General features: G+C 52.0%; 13 protein-coding genes. All 13 read left to right on the top strand.

The genetic code is table 11. From position 1 onward, the window contains the following. The first annotated feature begins 197 nt into the window (after positions 1-197). The 13 genes from BM123_RS08685 (at position 198) to BM123_RS08625 (ending at position 18,929) form a co-directional block, all read left to right on the top strand. Positions 198-1,331, top strand: a complete 1,134-nt coding sequence (locus BM123_RS08685; protein WP_090167358.1) for a COX15/CtaA family protein — start codon at positions 198-200, stop codon at positions 1,329-1,331. Positions 1,332-1,538: 207 nt separating this feature from the next. Then, on the top strand, positions 1,539-2,768 hold the full coding sequence (locus BM123_RS08680; RefSeq protein ID WP_090167356.1) for an NRAMP family divalent metal transporter: 1,230 nt from the start codon (positions 1,539-1,541) through the stop codon (positions 2,766-2,768). Between the two features lie 308 nt (positions 2,769-3,076). Then, positions 3,077-6,436 (top strand): DUF4175 family protein, encoded by a 3,360-nt coding sequence (locus tag BM123_RS08675; RefSeq protein ID WP_090167354.1) that lies wholly within the window; start codon positions 3,077-3,079, stop codon positions 6,434-6,436. A 185-nt stretch (positions 6,437-6,621) separates the two neighbouring features. Next, complete coding sequence (locus tag BM123_RS08670) at positions 6,622-7,011, top strand: ATP-binding protein (protein WP_090167352.1); 390 nt, start codon at positions 6,622-6,624, stop codon at positions 7,009-7,011. A 1-nt stretch (position 7,012) separates the two neighbouring features. Beyond that, on the top strand, positions 7,013-7,456 hold the full coding sequence (ybeY, locus tag BM123_RS08665) for an rRNA maturation RNase YbeY (RefSeq protein ID WP_090167351.1): 444 nt from the start codon (positions 7,013-7,015) through the stop codon (positions 7,454-7,456). Between the two features lie 211 nt (positions 7,457-7,667). Continuing rightward, positions 7,668-8,759, top strand: coding sequence for a Fic family protein (locus tag BM123_RS08660; RefSeq protein ID WP_175489304.1), 1,092 nt, complete (start codon positions 7,668-7,670; stop codon positions 8,757-8,759). A 133-nt stretch (positions 8,760-8,892) separates the two neighbouring features. After that, a complete protein-coding gene (thrA, locus tag BM123_RS08655) occupies positions 8,893-11,355 on the top strand; it encodes a bifunctional aspartate kinase/homoserine dehydrogenase I (RefSeq protein ID WP_090167348.1) in 2,463 nt (820 codons plus the stop codon). Positions 11,356-11,361: 6 nt separating this feature from the next. Further along, entirely contained in the window at positions 11,362-12,297 is a 936-nt protein-coding gene (locus BM123_RS08650) for a homoserine kinase (protein ID WP_090167346.1), read from the top strand. Between the two features lie 24 nt (positions 12,298-12,321). After that, entirely contained in the window at positions 12,322-13,656 is a 1,335-nt protein-coding gene (gene thrC, locus BM123_RS08645) for a threonine synthase (RefSeq protein ID WP_090167344.1), read from the top strand. A 298-nt stretch (positions 13,657-13,954) separates the two neighbouring features. Further along, positions 13,955-16,288 carry a M1 family metallopeptidase gene (locus BM123_RS08640; protein ID WP_090167342.1) on the top strand — a complete coding sequence of 778 codons (2,334 nt, stop codon included), beginning with the start codon at positions 13,955-13,957 and terminating at the stop codon, positions 16,286-16,288. 249 nt (positions 16,289-16,537) lie between these two features. After that, the gene (locus tag BM123_RS08635) at positions 16,538-17,635 is read left to right on the top strand and encodes a diphosphomevalonate/mevalonate 3,5-bisphosphate decarboxylase family protein (RefSeq protein WP_245748474.1); all 1,098 of its coding nucleotides are present in this window, start codon (positions 16,538-16,540) and stop codon (positions 17,633-17,635) included. 251 nt (positions 17,636-17,886) lie between these two features. Further along, on the top strand, positions 17,887-18,345 hold the full coding sequence (locus BM123_RS08630; RefSeq protein ID WP_090167340.1) for a mobile mystery protein A: 459 nt from the start codon (positions 17,887-17,889) through the stop codon (positions 18,343-18,345). After that, on the top strand, positions 18,336-18,929 hold the full coding sequence (locus BM123_RS08625; protein ID WP_090167338.1) for a mobile mystery protein B: 594 nt from the start codon (positions 18,336-18,338) through the stop codon (positions 18,927-18,929). Before BM123_RS08630 ends, BM123_RS08625 begins: the two co-directional genes overlap by 10 nt. The last annotated feature ends 255 nt before the right edge of the window (positions 18,930-19,184 follow it).

The raw sequence follows: 19,184 nt of genomic DNA, 5'->3' as shown, positions 1-19,184 counted from the left end.
ATAGTCGCTCTTGTGGATAATTTTGCCAAAGCCTGATCAATAAAGGCTTTTCACTGTTAGGCCACCGTGGAAAAGACGTGGAATAATGGGCAGAACGGCAAGACCTAATGAAAAGGCAAGAAGTTCTCCCCGTTTCCACAGTCCTAATAACGATAAAAGGATTTAAATTTTGAAAAAGTATTAATAACTATTAAGAGATGGAGGCGAGTGTAAAAAAAACGGACGGGCAACCGAATTTGATCGGCGGAGGCTATCACCGCGCAGTTAAGATCTGGCTCATCGTTGGGCTCATCATGGTGGTGGGGCAAATCGTAATTGGTGGCATTACCCGGCTGACGGAGTCGGGGCTTTCGATTACGGAGTGGGAACCTCTGAGTGGTGCCATGCCGCCACTGAACGCGGCTGATTGGCAGGTTGAGTTTGAGAAGTACCAGGCCAGCCCTCAGTATGAGAAGATCTTTGCGGACATCACGATGGAGGATTTCAAGTTTATCTACTTCTGGGAATGGTTCCATCGGCAGTGGGCGCGTATGATGGGATTGGTCTTCGCCGTAGGCTTTGCCATCTTTTGGCGTAAAGGGTGGCTGGATGGCCCGCTGATGCGTCGTTTGGGCATTACGGTACTGCTGGCGGCCCTGGCGGCCAGCTTTGGGTGGATCATGGTCGCCAGCGGGCTTATTGATCGTCCCTGGGTGAATGCTTACAAGCTCACGATTCACCTCTGCCTGGGGATTTCCCTCTTTTCCTACCTTTTGTGGACAATCCTAAAAGTAATCCAACCAAAAACAAGAGCTTTTCCACATTCTGCCGTGGATAAGTGGCTTTGGCCCCTGAATATCGTCCTTTTTCTTCAGCTCATACTGGGCGGAATCATGAGTGGAGCGAAAGCAGCTTTGCCCTACCCGACCTGGCCCGATATGAATGGACACTTTGTGCCGCCTATTTTACACGATGCTTCGGCATGGACTGTGGATAACTTGGTGTATTACGAGCAAAGCCTCTTCCAACCAGCCTTAATCCAGTTCTTGCACCGGATGACCGCTTATACACTGATAATCATGGTGATAGCCTATCTATTACAGACGCGAAAGGCGAAAATCGGGGCATATACGCAGAATGCGAATACCCTGTTGATAATCCTGTTGATAACTCAGGCAATTCTTGGAATAGCAACGGTAATGAGTAGTCAGGGACAGGTGCCGGTAGGCCTTGGAGTTGCCCATCAGTTTGGGGCAATTGCCCTGGTTGGAGCCATCGTTTACCTCAACTATTTGTTCCGCCCCGGCACCCTGTTGAAAGCTGTGGATAAAACGGTGGAAAATGTGGTTTAAAAAATTTGTTATTGTTAAGACGGGGTCTTATGCAGCGAAAGTTCGCCATTTCAGGTGGTACTTTTCCACCGAATTTTTCTTTTGCCTTTTGCTATTCTGGCCGGATAAAAGAAGGACAGTAAAACGGGAGGGCTAGCCGGGGGGAGCTTGATTAACGACGAATTAAAACTAACTTGCTGTCATCTCGTCGTTCAATCTTTTCTCTTAATGTCGAAGTCTTCTTTTTCCCGTGCGATTGTATGGTCTCTTATCGCTGCTGCCTTTATTGGTCCGGGCACCGTTACCACTGCGGCTAAAGCAGGAAGCCAGGGGGGCTGGTATTATCTGCCCTATGTTTTGTTGGCGGCCGTTGCGGGTTTGCTGCTGATGGAGATGGTGGCCAGAATAACCCTGGTGAGCGAACAGTCTCTGGGGGGGATTTTGGGAAAAGGAGGAAAGTTGTTGGCCTACGCTTGCTTTGGGGCGGTAGTGTTAGGCTGTATGGCTTATCAGGCCGGGAATTTGCTGGGCGCCTTAAGCGGGGCTCAGTTACTGATGCCCGTTCACCGGCTTTGGGTACTGTTAATTGGTCTGTTGGCGGTCTTGATTTTGTGGAAGGGAGACACCCGACTAATTGGTAAAGCACTATCAAACATTGTAGTATTGATGGGCATCGCTTTTGTAATCGCCGCGGTCTTTTTGCTGTTTAGTGACCGCTCACTGACCGGCGGGGGAGAAGTGGCTACGGCAACCATTATTGGTTTGGTGGGCACTACGATCGTGCCCTATAATTTCTTTTTGGCCGCAGGACTGAGCAAAGGGCAAAAGCTTAACGAAATGCGGATGGGACTGGCGGGCTCTTTTATCGTAGGGGCCATCATCACGATGAGTATTGTTTTGGTGGCAAGTGTAGCGGGTAGCTTCACCACTTTTGCGGATCTGGCGCGGACGCTGGATGCAAGCCTGGGTAAAATGAGCAAGGGGGTGCTGGGCTTCGGGCTTTTTGCCGCCGGCTTTAGCTCCGCGGTGACGGCGCCGTTGGCGGCCGGCCTTGCCGGCCGGGAGTTGCTGGGCCGCGAGATGGGGAATACCTCAACGCCTTTCCGAATCATCTGGGGCGGGGTGCTGGCCGTCGGCTTATTGGTCGCTTGTCTTGAGCTCGATATTATCGGTGTCATTCTCGCCGCACAGGTAGCGAATGGTTTTCTGCTTCCTTTCATCGCTGCCATTGTGTTGGTTTTCGCTAACGATCGGGAGCTGCTGAAAAATAACATCAATGCCCACTGGCAAAATATGGCAGGTTTGCTGGTGGCCGGCTTTCTGGCAGCTAAGAACTTTGATCTGCTGTTGGGGAAACTAGGCGTTGCCGATAGCGTTTGGCCGCAGGCTTTAGCGGTTGTCTACTTGATCGGGGTGGGGGGGCTGATGTATGGGCGGCGGGGGCGTAAACAGCGTTGAATGAAGATGTATCGCCACGTTTTCGAGGAACTCCATCGTCCGCTGCGCGGCGATTACGTTCCTCGCTGGGAATCATCAATATTACCAATATATCGCATAGGATAGAGAGCCCCCCTGCTCTGAAAACCTCCCCCCGCACCCGCGGTGAGCGCCCAATGGTTTGTTAAACCCCGACATAGGGCCGATAAAACGCCTAATTTTAACGCCTAAAACTACGTTAGTAGTAAACCAAACGCTTTCCGTATCTTGTTCACCGTTTTGAGCCCGTTTATAACGGACTCCTTGAGTGTTACAGAAGCTTTCCAATTATGCCCCAATCGAATCATTACGACCAGCTGATCGCCAAACTTGACGCCTTTACGCGCAAGTACTACATGAACAGCGTTATCCGAGGTCTGCTCTACACCGTCGGCCTTGTGCTTGCACTTTTTCTGGTGGTGAGTTTGCTGGAGTCTCAGTTCTTCTTCAACCCCGGAACGCGTAAGATGATGTTCTTCGGTTTTGTCGGACTTAGCCTCGTGGCTTTTGCCGGTTGGGTATTGTTACCCCTGGCCCGTTATTTCCGTCTGGGAGCTGTGATCAGTCACGATAAAGCGGCGGACATTATCGGTCAGCATTTTACTAACGTAAAGGATAAGCTGCTTAATGTACTTCAACTTCGCCGGCAGGCAAATGGTGCCGCGGATACTAGCCTGTTGCTGGCTTCCATTGATCAGAAAGCTTCTGAAATCAGCCCGGTTCCTTTCCGCTCCGCCATTGATCTGAGCCAAAACCGCCGCTACCTTAAGTATGCACTACCGCCCCTGGCTTTGCTGGCGGGCATTATGATCGTTGCCCCGAGCCTGATCAAGGATTCTACTAACCGTCTGATTCGCAACAACGAAGTGTTCGAACGGCCCGCCCCCTTCTCTTTTGTCGTGGAACAATCCGATGATCTGGAAGTCATTCAGTACGGAGACTTCCCCCTCACCGTGAAAGTAGACGGTGATGTTCTGCCCGCCGAAGCTTACATCGAAGTGGACGGCTACCGCTACCGTCTGCAGAAAGAAAATGCCGGAACCTTTACCTATCAGTTCAGCAACGTTCAACAGAATACAGCCTTCAAACTTTCCGCTGCGGAAGTGGAAAGTAAGGATTACACCCTCGAGGTATTACCCAAGCCCAATATCGCGGCCTTTACCGTAGACGTTGATTACCCCGGCTACCTCGGTCGCCGCGACGAGCAGCTGGCCAACATCGGAGACCTGACCGTTCCCGCCGGCACCCGTCTGAAATGGTCCTTTGATACGGAGAACACCGATAACATTGATCTCCGCTTCAGTAGTGAAGGAGAGTACAACGAACTTCGTCGCGACGGCAGCAACCTCTACAGCTTCGATAAACGGGCGATGAAAAATGATCGCTACACGCTTTTTATCGGCAACGAACGTTTGCCACTGGCCGATTCGGTAAGCTACACTCTCAACGTTATTCCCGATCTCTACCCGCAGATCAGCGTTGAAACTTTCCGGGATAGCACCGACGAGAAGTTACTCTTCTTCGTTGGCGAAGCCAGTGATGACCATGGCATCAGTAAGCTGAACTTCGTCTACATCATTAAGGATGGAGAAACGGGGGCAGAGTCGGACAAGCAGATCATCCCCATCAGCGGCCCCGCCGGAAAGCAAACGCCCTATGACTACGTCTGGGATCTGAACACCGACCTGGACCTACAGCCCGGTGATGAACTAACCTACTACTTTGAAACCTTTGACAACGACGGCGTTAACGGTGCCAAAAGTGCCCGTACTGGCGTAATGGCTTTCCGCAGCCCCAGCGAAGAAGAGCTCGAAGAGCAGGCGGATGCCAACGACAATAAAGTAAAGGAAGAACTGAAAAAAGCCCTCGAAGCAACGAAGGACCTTCAGGAACAGACCCGGGAACTGCGCGAAAAAATGTTGCAGGAAAAGGAGATGGACTGGAAGATGCGCAAGGAACTCGAAAAGCTGGCCGAACGCCAGCAGGAGGTGCAGAAGCAGATCAATGAAGCTCAGAAAGCCTTTGAAGAAAACATTCAGAACGAAGAGAAATCTCAGGACGAGCAGATTCTGCAAAAGCAGGAAAAGCTGCAGGAGATGTTCGAAGAATCTTTGAACCAGGAGATGCAGGAGCTCATGCAGCAGATTCAGGAACTCATGGAGGAACTGGAAAAAGATGAGGCCCTGGAGAAAATGGAGGAGATGGAACTCTCCGACGAAGAAACGGAAGCCGAACTCGACCGCATGCTCGAACTCTTCAAACAATTGGAGGTAGAAAAAGAGATGCAGGAAACCATCGAAAAGCTGGAAGAACTCGCTGAAGAGCAGGAGAAGCTGGCCGAGGAAACCGAAAAGGGAGAAACCCCTCAGGAAGAGTTGGAAGAAAAGCAGGAAGAGATCAAGGAAGAATTCGAGGAACTCCAGGAGAAGATGGAGGAAATGGAAGAGAAAAACGAAGAGCTCGAAAAGCCAATGGACCTCGATACGCAGGAGGAAGCCCAGGAAGAAGTCAAGGAAGACATGGAGGGCGCTCAGGAAGAACTGAAAAAAGAAGAAAACGAAGCCGCCGCCGGAAAGCAGAAGAAGGCCGGACAGAAGATGAAGGAAATGGCCGAATCAATGAGTGCGGCCATGGAGAGCATGCAGCAGGAAGGCATGGAAGAGGACATGGATGCGCTTCGTCAGTTGCTGGAGAATATCGTTGATCTGAGTTTCGACCAGGAAGAGACGATGAATAACATCAACAAGACGACCGTCAACACGCCTCGTTTTGTAGAGTTGGTTCAGGATCAGTTCCAGATCAATAATGACTTTGAGTTGGTCCGCGATTCTTTGAATGCGCTGGCTAAGCGTAACGCACAGATCGAAACCTTCATCACGGAGAAAGTGACGGAGATTCGGGGTAATTTGAAAAAGACGGTTAGCGAACTGGAAGAACGCCGGACGCCACAAGCGGCCAACGTGCAGCAGCGTGCGATGACCGGTCTGAACGATCTGGCCCTCATGCTCAACGAGAGCATGGAGAACATGCAGCAGCAAATGGCGGGTATGATGGCTGGTGACCAGCAGTGTGAAAACCCGGGCTCTGGCAAGGGGAACAAACCTGGAAAACCCAGCGATAATCCGGGAAGCGATTCTCAGCGTAGTCTGAACGATGCCATGGAAGGCATGAAGGAAGGTTTGAAAAAAGGAGAAGACGGCAAAGGCGGTGAAGGTGGCTCCAGTAAGGAGTTCGCTAAGATGGCCGCCCGGCAGGCGGCACTGCGCAAGGCCCTCGAAGCGAAGCAGAAAGCCCGGCAGCAGGGTGGCGAAGGAACGGACCCCGAGCTACAGGAACTGATTGATAAAATGAATCAGGCCGAAGAGGACTTGGTGAATAAGCGCCTGACCAATCAGATGATGGAGCGGCAGCAGGAAATCCTTAGCAAAATGCTCGAGCACGAACGGGCGGAGCGGGAACAGAAAATGGAAGAAAAACGCAAGTCGGAAACGGCCGAGCAGCAGCGTAAGGAAATTCCACCAAGCCTGGAAAAATACCTGAAGCAGCGCAAAGCCGAAATTGAAATGTTCAAGCGGGTAACACCTGAGTTGAATCCTTATTTCCAGGGACTGGTGGATGAATACTTCCGCTCCCTGCGTGGAGATAAGTAAGATACAGGAGGAAAATTCGAACATTATCGAATTTATCCGGTACTAGTGCCGTGGTGCTTTAGTCGCTGAGTGTCAGGACCTCCTGAAAATCAGTTTGCGGTAAAGTCAACCAAATTGCTGAGTAATGTTGTTATATTACCCACAAGAGGTTTTTGTCAGAATTCAACTCACTTATTTAGACTTATATGCTAAAGCTAGCTTCAGATCCAAGTAACATTACCAAGGTGGAGAAGTACGTCAGCCAAATTGCTGATCGATATAAACTAGATCAGGAAAAGCATACGAACATGCTCATCAGCCTCACCGAGGCGGTAAACAATGCCATCATTCATGGTAACAAGCAGGATCGGTCCAAAATGGTAAGCATCAAACTAGCACAGACGCGCAGCGGTCTGGCCGTACGCGTCAGTGATCAGGGCTGCGGGTTTAACTACGACCAGCTTCCTGACCCAACCTCACCCGAACGCCTTTGCGAATGTGGTGGCCGGGGCGTGTTCCTGATGAATCAACTCTGTGATAAGATTCGTTACATCAACGGTGGTTCTACCGTAGAGATGCAGTTTAAGATTAAGTAATTTGGAGCAGGACATATTGTTCCACACCGAAACAGGAGGTACGGAAGTACCGACTGCACAAGAGCCGCTTTTACGGCAGTGGATTGAAACCGTTATTCAACAGAAGGAAGGCCAGGCAGGGGCCATCAATTATATTTTTTGCGGAGACGAGTACCTGCACCAGATGAACGTTGAGTTCCTGGATCATGATACCCTGACGGACATCATCACTTTCCCCTACGAAACTTTCCCCCTGGTTTCCGGAGATCTTTTTATCTCTACGGAACGGGTTGCCGATAACGCGGCTGACCTGCAGGTCGCTTATCAGGATGAACTCCACCGGGTCATCATTCACGGGGTGCTCCATCTTTGTGGGCAGGGAGATAAGACGGAGGAAGAGGCAGTGGAAATGCGCAGGTTAGAGGACTGGGCTTTGGGCTTACGGCCGGAGGAGCTTTTGGAGTAGTGGGCGCGGACGCAGGTGCAGCCCCCATTCGGGGCTCCGCCCCGGCCCCAAATGGGGGAGTTTAACTGGATGAGCAATGATATGGGGATTAGTGACACACGTGTCACTAATAATCCCCATTAGTGACACACGTGTCACTAATGGGGATTATTAATGGCTATTAGTGCCATTTTTTTAATTTTTGGCACTAATTTTTTCTTATCTTCGACCAGTGAAGCCTTTTATTCCACATCGGTTGCCAATTAAGGACCTGAATTTTCGTCAGCTAATTCCTCTGGCGGGGAAGGCTAATCGATCTGTAGCACGGTATGACGGTATATTAAGAGCAGTCGTTAGTCCTGAATTACTAATATCGCCGCTAAGAAATAAGGAGGCAGTCTTGTCCTCCAAGATTGAAGGTACCAGAGCGACCTTTGAGGATATCGCTAGTTTTGACGGAAAACGTACGCCTCTAGGTACGGACAAAGATGACCTTGAAGAGGTTTTAAACTATCGTACGGCACTGTTGGCCGGTAAAGACGAGATGGAAAAATTGCCTTTAACACTCAATGTTATTCGAACGATTCATAGTGTATTGATGAATGGTGTAAGGGGGCAACATAGTGACCGTGGCAACTTTCGTAGAATACAGAATTGGATTGGCCCGCCAGGAAGTACGCTTGAAACAGCATCACACGTACCTCCATCTCCACCAGCTATGCTGGAAGCACTTTATGAATGGGAAAAATATTTGCATGCAGAAGGTGAAGATGTCATGATTCAATTGGCGATTATGCATGCTCAGTTTGAAGTCATACACCCTTTTCTTGATGGAAATGGTAGGTTGGGCAGGATTCTGATTCCGCTATTCCTGTATCATAAGGAAGTGATTCACCAGCCTTTTTTCTACATGAGTGATTACCTGGAGGCGAACCGGTCTGAATATTATCATCGGTTACAAGCAATCAGCACAAGTGAAGACTGGAATGGCTGGATAACTTTTTTTCTAAACGGTGTTGTAGAGCAAGCACAAAAAACGATTGGGCAAGCAAAGAGTACACTAGATCTTTATGAGGAAATGAAGTCAGTTATTGCTAAAGCAACTAATTCTGTGCACGCAGGAAGTACGCAGGATTTCATCTTTAGTAATCCAATTTTCAGTAACACTACCTTTTATCAGTTACCCGGAGTTGGAAAGAGAACATTAATCAGGATACTGAAAGAACTGGAGCAAAACCGCATTGTTGAAATAAGCAGGCCCGGTACGACACGTGTCCCTACTTTATACGAATTCCGGCCTCTCCTTAAGATTGTTAATCGTTAATACGGGTTCTCCAATCGTAATTCCCCCCACCATTGTTATCGGCAAAGCGGGAGAGAAACGTTTAATTTCCACATCTTTACGGACTTTTTAGTGGGCTGCGTAACGCCAGCCCCCAGCCAAGTGAAAATTTCCCATGAAAGTCCTCAAGTTCGGCGGTTCATCCGTCGCTAAGCCGGAACGCATTCGCGGCATCGTTGATATCCTCAAAGATTATTACGCTTCCGGTGATCACTTCACCGTAGTCTTCTCCGCCTTTGGCGGAGTGACCGACAGCTTAATTGAAATGAGCTCCATTGCCGCTACCGGAGACGATCGCTACGGCGAAGCCTTCCAGGCTTTTGCCAAACGGCATCAGGACGCCATCAAAGAACTGCTGCCTGCCGGAGACCTCCGCAAGGAAACGGCAGACAAGATGAAGAAGTCCCACGAAGTACTCAAGAACCTGCTCTACGGTATTTTTCTCGTTCGGGAAGCCAGCCCACGGACGATGGACTACGTCCTCAGTTTTGGCGAACGCTCCTCGGCTTACATCATCGCCCAGACCCTGCGCCACGCAGGGATCCCCGCTGAGTACCTCGACGCCCGTAAAATTATCCGGACGGACAAAAACTTCAGCAGCGCAAAGGTTGATTTCGACAAAACCTACCAGGTAATACGTAATTATTACACCGAACACCCTAAGGTTCAGGTGGTTACGGGCTTTGTGGCTTCGGCTAAAGGCGGATTGACAACCACGCTCGGCCGTGGTGGGTCAGATTACACCGCTTCTCTCATCGCAGCGGGCCTGCAGGCGGACGCTATTGAAATCTGGACGGACGTAAGCGGCGTACTCACCGCTGATCCGCGCCGGGTAAAGAAAGCCTTCACCATTCCGATGATGACTTATGCGGAAGCCATGGAGATGTCCCACTTCGGGGCAAAGGTGATTTATCCGCCAACGCTGATGCCGGCGCTACACAAACGCATTCCGTTATATATTAAGAATACTTTTGATCCGTCTTTTCCGGGCACTAAAGTTAGTGAGGAGAGTAGTCGGGATGGTGTAGCCGTCAGGGGCATCAGCTCCATCAACAACATTGCACTGCTGACGCTTTCGGGTAGCGGACTGTTCGGCGTGCCGGGCATTTCCGCCCGGCTCTTCAGTGGCCTGGCAACCGAAGGGGTCAACATCATCCTCATCACCCAGGGCTCCAGCGAACACGCGATCAGCTTCGCCGTTAAGCCGGACGATGCGGATAAAGCGAAGAAGGCCGTACAGAAAGCCTTCGAGTACGAAATCGAACGAGGCGTCGTGAACGCCGTCAAAGTTGAACGTGAACTCAGCGTTGTTGCCATCATCGGTGAGAACATGCGCTACCAGCCGGGCATCTCCGGCCGCCTCTTCCAGGCGCTGGGCAAGAACGGTATCAACGCCGTGGCCATTGCTCAGGGCTCCAGCGAGCTGAACGTTTCCGTCGTCATTCCCCGCGAAGACGAAAACAAAGCGCTCAACGCTTTGCACGAGGCCTTCTTCCTGTCGGACTATAAAACGCTCCACCTCTTCATCGTGGGTGTCGGCTTAATCGGCAGTACGCTGCTACGCCAGATCCGAGAGCAAAACGAATACCTCCGCGAAAAGCTGGGGATGGAAGTGAAGGTTGTTGGTATGGCCAACTCCAAAAAGATGATCTTCGATGTGGAAGGCCTGGAGCTGGATACAGACTGGAAGAAACGCCTGAAGGCAAGTGAGACCAAAGCAGACCTGGCCGTCTTCGTTGGCCGGATGCGGGACCTCAATCTCAGCAACAGCATCTTCGTAGATAACACCGCGAACGATAAAATCGCGACCTACTACGAAGGCATTCTGGATGAGAGCATCAGTATCTCTACTCCTAATAAAGTAGCCACCTCCAGCAGCTACCAGCAGTACCAGCGCCTAAAGGCCATCGCCGCTAAGCGCGGTGTACAGTTCCATTACGAAACCAACGTTGGTGCCGGCCTGCCCGTCATCTCTACTCTGCGGGATCTGCTGGACAGCGGAGACCGCATCCGGAAAATTGAGGGAGTACTGAGTGGCTCCCTGAGCTACATCTTCAACAACTTCGATGGTAGCCGACCTTACGACGAGATCGTCCGCGAAGCCAAAGAGAAAGGATTCACGGAGCCGGACCCCCGGGTTGATCTTTCCGGTAAAGACGTTGGTCGTAAGATTCTCATCCTTGCCCGCGAGACCGGCGTTGCGCTGGAAGCCAAAGACATCGAGCTGAAGAGCTTCCTCCCCGAAGGAGCGATGGAGGCGGAGTCCGTAGACGACTTCTTCCAGGTGCTGGAAAACAATCAGGATTACTTCGCTAAGCTCCAGGCTGACGCTAAAGCCGAAGGCAAAGTACTACGGATGATTGCTACTCTGGAAGGCGAGAAGGCCAGCGTTGGTATGCAGGCCGTTGATACGGACAGTCCATTCTACAACCTGAGTGGCAGCGATAACATGATCGTCTTCACGACGGACCGGTACCGCGAACGCCCACTGGTTGTTCGTGGCCCCGGTGCCGGAGCCGAAGTAACGGCAGCAGGTGTCTTCGCAGAAATCATCAAGATCGGTAAATTCTTAAGCTAAGGCCCAATGAAAGAAGTACGCGTATTTGCACCGGCTACGGTAGCCAACGTTGCCGTTGGTTTTGACATCCTGGGCTTTGCCATTAACCGGCCCGGAGACGAGATCGTCGCTCGGCTCAACCCGGATATTACAGGGCTTAAGATCGTTGCCATCACCGGCACGGGCGATAAGATTTTGCCCACCGAAGTATTAGAGAATACCGCTGGCGTAGCGGCTTACACCTTGCTGAAGCATCTGGGAAAAGAAGACCTGGGTATTGAGTTGGAGGTGCACAAGAAAATGCCCTTCGGCAGTGGCTTAGGGTCCAGCGCCGCCAGCGCAGCCGGCGCAGTGGTGGCCGTCAATGAATTGCTGGGCGCACCCCTGAGCCGGGAGTCTTTGCTCTACTTCTCCGTCCTGGGTGAAGAAGTAGCGGACGGTAGCTTTCATGCAGACAATGTAGCCCCTTCTCTCGTAGGTGGTATTACCCTGATTCGCTCTAACGAATCGCTGGATATTCATCACCTGCCCGTACCCCAGAACCTGCAGGTTGCGGTGGTGCACCCTGACATTGAAATCCTCACCCGGGATGCCCGGGCGGTGCTGAGTGATACGATCAGCCTTAAGAAAGCTATCCGGCAGACGGGAAGCCTCGCCAGTTTTATCACTGCACTATACACCAATGATCTCCCCTTACTCGGGCGCTCACTGGAAGACCACATCGTTGAGCCACAGCGCAAGCAGCTGATCAAAGGCTTTGACGACGTAAAGAAAGCAGCCCTCGAGTGCGGGGCACTGGGCTGTAGCATCAGTGGTGCTGGCCCATCCGTCTTTGCCCTTTGTGATTCTGGCTACCTGGCGCAGGCAGCGGGCCAGGGTATGCAGGAGGCCTTTGCGCTTCATGGCGTCAATAGCCAGTTGTACGTTTCTCCCATCAATCAGGACGGCGTCGTTATTCTTTAACCGCCTCCCTACCCTATCTGAACTATGCAGTTTTACAGTACTAACAACCCCGAGCTAAAGGCTGATTTACCCGAAGCGATCTTCCGGGGCTTACCGGCAGACAATGGCCTCTTCATGCCCGAACGCCTGGAGCCGCTGCCCGCAGCTTTCTTCAAGGAGCTACCCTATATGTCTTTTGCGGAGATCGGCTTTCAGGTAAGCCGCCATCTTCTGCAAGATGATGTGCCCGACGAAGAGCTGAAAGCTTTGGTCTACGACGCCATTAACTTCCCCGCTCCCGTAGTTAAGCTGGACGATAAGCGCTACGTGCTGGAGCTTTTTCACGGCCCTTCCCTGGCTTTTAAAGACTTCGGTGCCCGCTTCATGTCTCGCCTGATGGGGCATTTCAATAAAGGGAACGATAAAGAATTAGTCATTCTGGTGGCTACCTCCGGAGATACCGGTGGTGCCGTAGCGGCTGGCTTTTATAAGACCCCGGGCATTCAGGTGGTGATCCTTTACCCCAAGGGGAAGGTGAGTCTCTTGCAGGAAAAACAACTAACCACCCTGGGGCATAATATCCACGCCCTGGAGGTAGACGGGACCTTTGATGATTGCCAGGCCATCGTGAAGCAGGCCTTCCTGGATGAGCAACTGCGTAGCGAGATTCGCCTGAGTTCCGCCAATAGCATCAATATCTCCCGCCTGATTCCTCAGTCCTTCTACTACTTCGAAGCCTATAAACAACTGGGCGCTGCGGGCGATCCCGTTGCTTTCTGTATTCCCAGTGGCAACTTTGGCAACCTCACGGCGGGATTGCTGGCGCAGCGAATGGGGCTTCCCGTTAGTCATTTCATTGCGGCTACGAATCGTAACGACGTAGTACCGGAGTTCCTGAGTAGTGGTGTCTACAGTCCCCGTCCTTCGGTAGCTACGCTTTCCAATGCGATGGATGTAGGAGCCCCGAGCAACTTTGCCCGCATGCTCAATCTCTACGGTCACGTCAACGGAAAAGACGCCTCCTCCCCCGCTACCCATGCTGCCATGCTGGAACTGATCTCTGGCTACGCCTACGATGACGCCAGCACGGAACAGGCCGTACGGGAAGTAGAAGAACGCTTTGGCTACGTTATTGATCCTCACGGAGCGGTTGGTTATTTGGCGCTCAATGAGTGGCAGAAGGAAAATCCCAACACCCGTGGGGTTATTCTGGAAACAGCTCACCCCAGTAAATTCAAGCCTGACGTTGAGCGTATCCTCGGCCATCCTATTGAGGTTCCCACTCGCCTGAAGGAGCTGGAACACAAGCAAAAGGTAGCCAAACAAATGAGCACTGCCTACGAGCCGGTGAAGGATTGGCTGCGGAAAACCTTTGGTTAGACCTGCTCAAACACGAGTAATAAGAGGGTGATGTTCCACGTGGAACATCACCCTCTTTCTTTTGGCACTGCTCCCTTTGTTCCACGTGGAACATTGGGGCGCTACACGCAGGTGCAGGGGGGAGCTGTAGGGCCGAGTTTAGTCTGCCCACCGCCGGCTGAAGCCGGCGGTACAAACCAACCTTGCACCTGCGTGTAGCGCCCTCTTATGTATGCTAAAGGACCGTAGAACACCTTTGTCTGATCTGTGTTAGCACCATTAGTTACCTTAGCACTTATTATCAATTACCCCCATACCAATGAGAATTACTTTGTTTGCCTTGTTGATGGTTCTCTCTGCTGGTCTGTTTGCCCAGACGGAGAACGTCAATAAGAATCCTTTCCGCCAGCTCTACACCGAGCTTCCCACCCCCAACGTATACCGTAATGCTGCCGGCGCACCCGGCCACGAATACTGGCAGCAGCAGGCTGATTACGAAATGGAAATTCGTCTGGACGACGCCGAGCAGAAGATCTACGGTACTTCAAAGATTACCTACCATAACAACTCTCCGGATGCGCTGGACTACCTCTGGATTCAACTGGACCAGAACGTTCGTGCCCTCGACAGCGATACCTATAAGATTGGTACCAGCAACGTCAATGAACGGATGACCCTGCGCAGCCTTTCCCGCCTGGAGCCCACCTTTGATGGCGGCTTCAAGATCGACTACGTAAAAGACGGTAGCGGTAAAGCCGCCAACTACACCATCGAGAAAACCATGATGCGGGTAGACCTGGCCGAACCACTGATGCCGGGCGCCAGCACTGAATTGCAACTAAAGTGGTGGTACAACATCAACGACCGGATGAAAGACGGCGGTGGCCGCTCCGGCTCTGAGTACTTCGAAGAGGACGATAACTACCTCTACACCATCGCCCAGTTCTTTCCCCGGATGGCGGTTTACATCGACAACGAAGGCTGGCAGAATAAGCAGTTTCTGGGCAGTGGTGAGTTTGCCCTCACCTTTGGCGACTACGACGTGAAGATCACCGTACCGGCTGATCACCTCGTAGCCTCCACCGGAACCCTGCAGAACCCGAACGACGTGCTGACGCGTGAACAGCGGAAGCGCCTGGACGAGGCCGCTAAAGAATTCGTCCAGCCCGTCATCATCGCCACCCAGGCGGAAGCCGTAGAGCGCGAAAAGACGAAGTCTGCCAAAGAGAAGACCTGGCACTTCAACGCCGAGAACGTACGGGACTTCGCTTTCTCCAGCTCCAGGAAGTTCATCTGGGATGCAATGGCCGTAAAGCAGTCTGACGGCAGCACCGTCATGGCGATGTCTATGTACCCCAAAGAAGGTAATCCACTCTGGGAGCGCTTCAGTACGAAGGCCGTTGCGCACACTCTGAAGTGGTACAGTCACTACACTTTCGATTACCCCTACCCCGTGGCATGGTCCATCAACGCCGCTAACATCGGTATGGAGTACCCCATGATCTGCTTCAACTTCGGCCGCGTCGAAGAAGACGGCACCTACAGCGAACGAACGAAGTACGGTATGATCGGGGTAATCATCCACGAAGTAGGCCACAACTACTTCCCGATGATCGTTAACTCCGATGAGCGTCAGTGGACCTGGATGGACGAAGGCCTGAACACCTTCCTGCAGTACCTGACCGAACAGCAGTGGGAACGGGACTACCCCAGCCGCCGTGGCCCCGCCCATAAGATTGTCGACTACATGAAAGGTGACAAGAAGTTCATCTCGCCCATTATGACCAACTCCGAGTCTATCTGGCAATTTGGTAACAACGCCTACGGTAAGCCCGCTACTGGCCTGAACATCCTGCGGGAAACGATCATGGGCCGTGAGCAGTTTGACTACGCCTTTAAGAAGTACGCTAACCGCTGGAAGTTCAAGCACCCCGCCCCCGCTGATTTGTTCCGGACGATGGAAGATGCCTCGGGCATTGATCTCGACTGGTTCTGGCGCGGCTGGTTCTTTACCACTGATCATACCGACATTGCCCTGAGCAGCGTTGAGCCATTCCGGGTTAACACCCGCAACCCGATGGTGGAAAACGAAATGACGAAGCAGCAGATGAAAGCCCGGGAGGAAAACATCAGCACGATCCGCAACCGGGAAGAGATCGCCCAAACCTACGATGAGCAGGACCGTACGCTACGGGACTTCTACACGGAATACGATCCACTGTCCAGCACCGTATTGGATAAAGAAGAGTACGAGCAGTACCTCAAAGGTCTGAACGACGCGGAGCGCGCCGTGCTGGCCGCTAACAAGTATTACTACGAACTTACCTTTGAAAATAAGGGTGGATTGGTGATGCCCATCATTCTTGAGTTTACCTTTGCCGATGGTACGACGGAAGTACAGCGCATCCCCGCTGAAATCTGGAGAAAGGACTACAAGAAGGTGAGTAAGGTATTCCCCTTCACCAAGGAAGTAAAAAGTATCAACCTCGATCCTTTCCTGGAAACAGCCGACACGGACCGTAGCAACAACTACTACCCTTCCCAAACGGAAGTAAGTCGTTTTGACCTGTACAAGAGCCGTAGCCGTGGCGGCGGTGAAAACCCCATGCAGCGCGATCGTCGGGCTAAAGAGAAGGAAGGTTCTAATCGTTAGTAACCTTCCGGGATAGATCACCTACTTCAAATTTGATCTCTTAGGGTCGGGCAGCTTTCGGGTTGACCCGGCCCTTCGTATTTTGCGGGCGGTTGCACGAAAGAGCAGTTGCGATCATTTTTATCCGAAACGCTTAGCGTTTTAATGACCCTCCCCCTTGGGACCGCCGCAGGCAGACGCGAAGCGAACGGTTGGGAGGGGGGTGTTATAAAAGCCCGACCAATTTTATATTATAAAAATAGTAATATTTTGAATTACCACAACCCCAGCCTCACCGTCATCAGCAGTGAAATTATTCCCGGAGCCATTCGATGGCGGAGTCCTTCAAACATTGCGTTGGTAAAATATTGGGGAAAACACGGAAACCAACTCCCACAGAACGCTTCTGTGAGCTTTACGCTGAGTGGGGCAGCTACTGATACCACCTTGCGCTATAAAAGCCGTCAGGAGGCCGGAGAGAGCGTCGAAGTAGCCCTTTTGCTCGATGGAACGCCAAATTCGGGCTTCACGGAGCGGACAAAAGCCTTCCTGGAGAAGCTTTTGCCGGTTTATCCGTTTTTAAAACAATTAAGCTTTACGATTGAAACAAGCAACAGTTTTCCACATTCGGCAGGAATTGCAAGTTCTGCTTCCGGCATGAGTGCGTTAGCGCTTTGCCTGGTCAGTCTGGAAGAGGAATTATTTGAGCCCTTTGCGGACCGGGCCGAGTTTCTGGCGAAAGCGAGTTACCTCTCCCGACTGGGCTCTGGCAGCGCCTGCCGATCCGTCTACGGCGGTGCGGCCGTTTGGGGCAAGCTCCCGGGCCTGGACGGGAGTAGTGATGAGTACGCCGTCTCCGTAACGGAGAGCCTGCACGAGGTCTTTAAAAATTACCACGACGATATACTGCTGATCTCTAAATCAGAGAAGTCCGTCAGCAGCCGTGCGGGGCACGGCCTGATGGAGGGCAACCCCTACGCCACTGCGCGCTACGCGCAGGCCAACCGGAGAACGGATGAGATGCTTTCCGTGTTGAAACACGGGAACGTGGAACGTTTCGGCGAAATCCTTGAATCCGAAGCGCTGACGCTGCACGCGCTGATGATGAGCAGCCACCCGCCCTACATCCTGATCCGGCCGAATACCCTGCAGGTGATCGAGCGAATTCATCGCTATCGTGCGGATACGGGCAATCCGCTGTATTTCACCCTGGATGCCGGACCGAACCTGCACCTGCTGTATCCCCACGCCGTAGCGGCAGAGGTGAAGCAATTCATCCGCGAGGAGTTACTCTACTTCTGCGAAGACAAGATGTACCTCGCGGATCGGGTCGGGAAGGGGCCGGAGCGGTTGGAGGTGAATGAGTGAATGCTTGAATGCTTGAATGAGTGAATGGGAGAAAGGCGCGCTCCACGACGCTTTGAGGTCCCTTTGGCGGGGCTAAGCGGTCCTCGAAGCGTCCCGCAGTATTGCGGGACCTTCGAGCGTCCGCGTTTAGCAACCTATCGCTTGCTTTATATTTAAATAGAGCAAGCCATAGCTTTACTTTGTAGTTTATTCTGTCAACTTAAAGCTTAACAAAAGCATTATATTTGTCAAGTCATAAGTTTACGTAAGCCATGAATGCTAAAAACTTAGAAGTTAATTCCTTGAGTCAGAAGATTGCTCCTTTCGAAGAGTTGAAGTCTTCGCAGCTCCCGCCATCCGGTTGGGTAGCAGCGATCCGGTCTGCCCTGAACATGACGATGGCACAGCTGGGCCGTAAAATGGGTATCTCCCGGCAGGCGGTCAGTCAACTGGAGGCGAGAGAGGCTGCCGGAAGCATCAGCCTGCAAAATCTGCGCGAAGCGGCAGAAGCTCTTGATATGCACCTGGTCTACGCCATCGTCCCAAAAGACGGTACCCTGGAAAACTATGTGGAAAAGCGCGCCCGCGAGCTGGCTAATGAGATCATCAGCAGCGCCAACCAGCAGATGAGCCTGGAGAACCAGATGGTGAACGAGGAACGAGCGGCTTATATGGTCAAGGAGATCGCGTCGGAACTGGTGCGAAAGGTAGACCGGAAGCTGTGGGACTGAAGTACAACCACGAAGAAGGGCAAACTCCCATCAGCGAAGACGAAATGCCGGGCCTGAAGGTGAAATCCATCACCCTACAGCGGGAGCTCGATGAATTTGAGCTACTGAACATCACGAAGGCCAAAATCTGGCTCAAAAAGCAAAAACTTACGCCCGAAGCCGCGCTGAGCGAGGCCTTTCTGAAAAAGCTCCACAAAAAGATGTTCGGCGACGTCTGGAAATGGGCGGGCGTGTTTCGTCGCTCCGAAAAAAACATCGGCGTGAGCTGGGTGATGATCGGGCGCGAGCTCCGGATTTTACTCGATGACACCTTATTCTGGATAGAAAACGAGACTTTCCCGCCGGCAGAAATTGCGCTGCGCTTCAAGCACCGCCTGGTCAGCATACATTGCTTCCCCAACGGGAATGGCCGGCACTCCCGCATCATGGCGGATGTATTGATGGAAAATGTATTCGGACAAACCGCCTTCTCCTGGCGAGCAGCGGGAATGGTATCTGCTTCGGAAGAACGACGACGGTATATCGCGGCCCTGCGGGCGGCGGATGGGGGGGATTATGGGTTGTTGCTGGATTTTGCGGGGTGAAGTTGTGCATACAGTGCCGAATATGGGGTTGTATGCGTAACTTGGGCTGAATGCGTCACTTTTACCAGGAGTTGTGCTTTACCCCTTGGATATTGGTCTGTATGCACAATTGAGTGGTCTAGATATTGGCTGTATGCGTAAGAGTTACGAATACAAGTATGTTGAACAAACCCCGTCCAACTTCCCCCGTCTCACTTAAGAATACTTGTAATTCTCTGAAGGGTTACCCTAGCTTCCGTCCATTGTTTCACTAAA

The organism is Neolewinella agarilytica (assembly GCF_900110645.1).
Classification (GTDB): Bacteria; Bacteroidota; Bacteroidia; order Chitinophagales; family Saprospiraceae; genus Neolewinella; species Neolewinella agarilytica.
The sequence above is the reverse complement of the archived record's forward strand: the minus strand, read 5'-3'. Positions and strand labels throughout refer to the sequence as shown.

Excerpts from the sequence above, each read along its gene's own strand:
- BM123_RS08685 (WP_090167358.1), top strand. The coding sequence starts at position 198 with ATGGAGGCGAGTGTAAAAAAAACGGACGGGCAACCGAATTTGATCGGC.
- BM123_RS08680 (WP_090167356.1), top strand. The coding sequence starts at position 1,539 with ATGTCGAAGTCTTCTTTTTCCCGTGCGATTGTATGGTCTCTTATCGCT.
- BM123_RS08675 (WP_090167354.1), top strand. The coding sequence starts at position 3,077 with ATGCCCCAATCGAATCATTACGACCAGCTGATCGCCAAACTTGACGCC.
- BM123_RS08670 (WP_090167352.1), top strand. The coding sequence starts at position 6,622 with ATGCTAAAGCTAGCTTCAGATCCAAGTAACATTACCAAGGTGGAGAAG.
- thrA (WP_090167348.1), top strand. The coding sequence starts at position 8,893 with ATGAAAGTCCTCAAGTTCGGCGGTTCATCCGTCGCTAAGCCGGAACGC.
- BM123_RS08650 (WP_090167346.1), top strand. The coding sequence starts at position 11,362 with ATGAAAGAAGTACGCGTATTTGCACCGGCTACGGTAGCCAACGTTGCC.
- thrC (WP_090167344.1), top strand. The coding sequence starts at position 12,322 with ATGCAGTTTTACAGTACTAACAACCCCGAGCTAAAGGCTGATTTACCC.
- BM123_RS08640 (WP_090167342.1), top strand. The coding sequence starts at position 13,955 with ATGAGAATTACTTTGTTTGCCTTGTTGATGGTTCTCTCTGCTGGTCTG.
- BM123_RS08630 (WP_090167340.1), top strand. The coding sequence starts at position 17,887 with ATGAATGCTAAAAACTTAGAAGTTAATTCCTTGAGTCAGAAGATTGCT.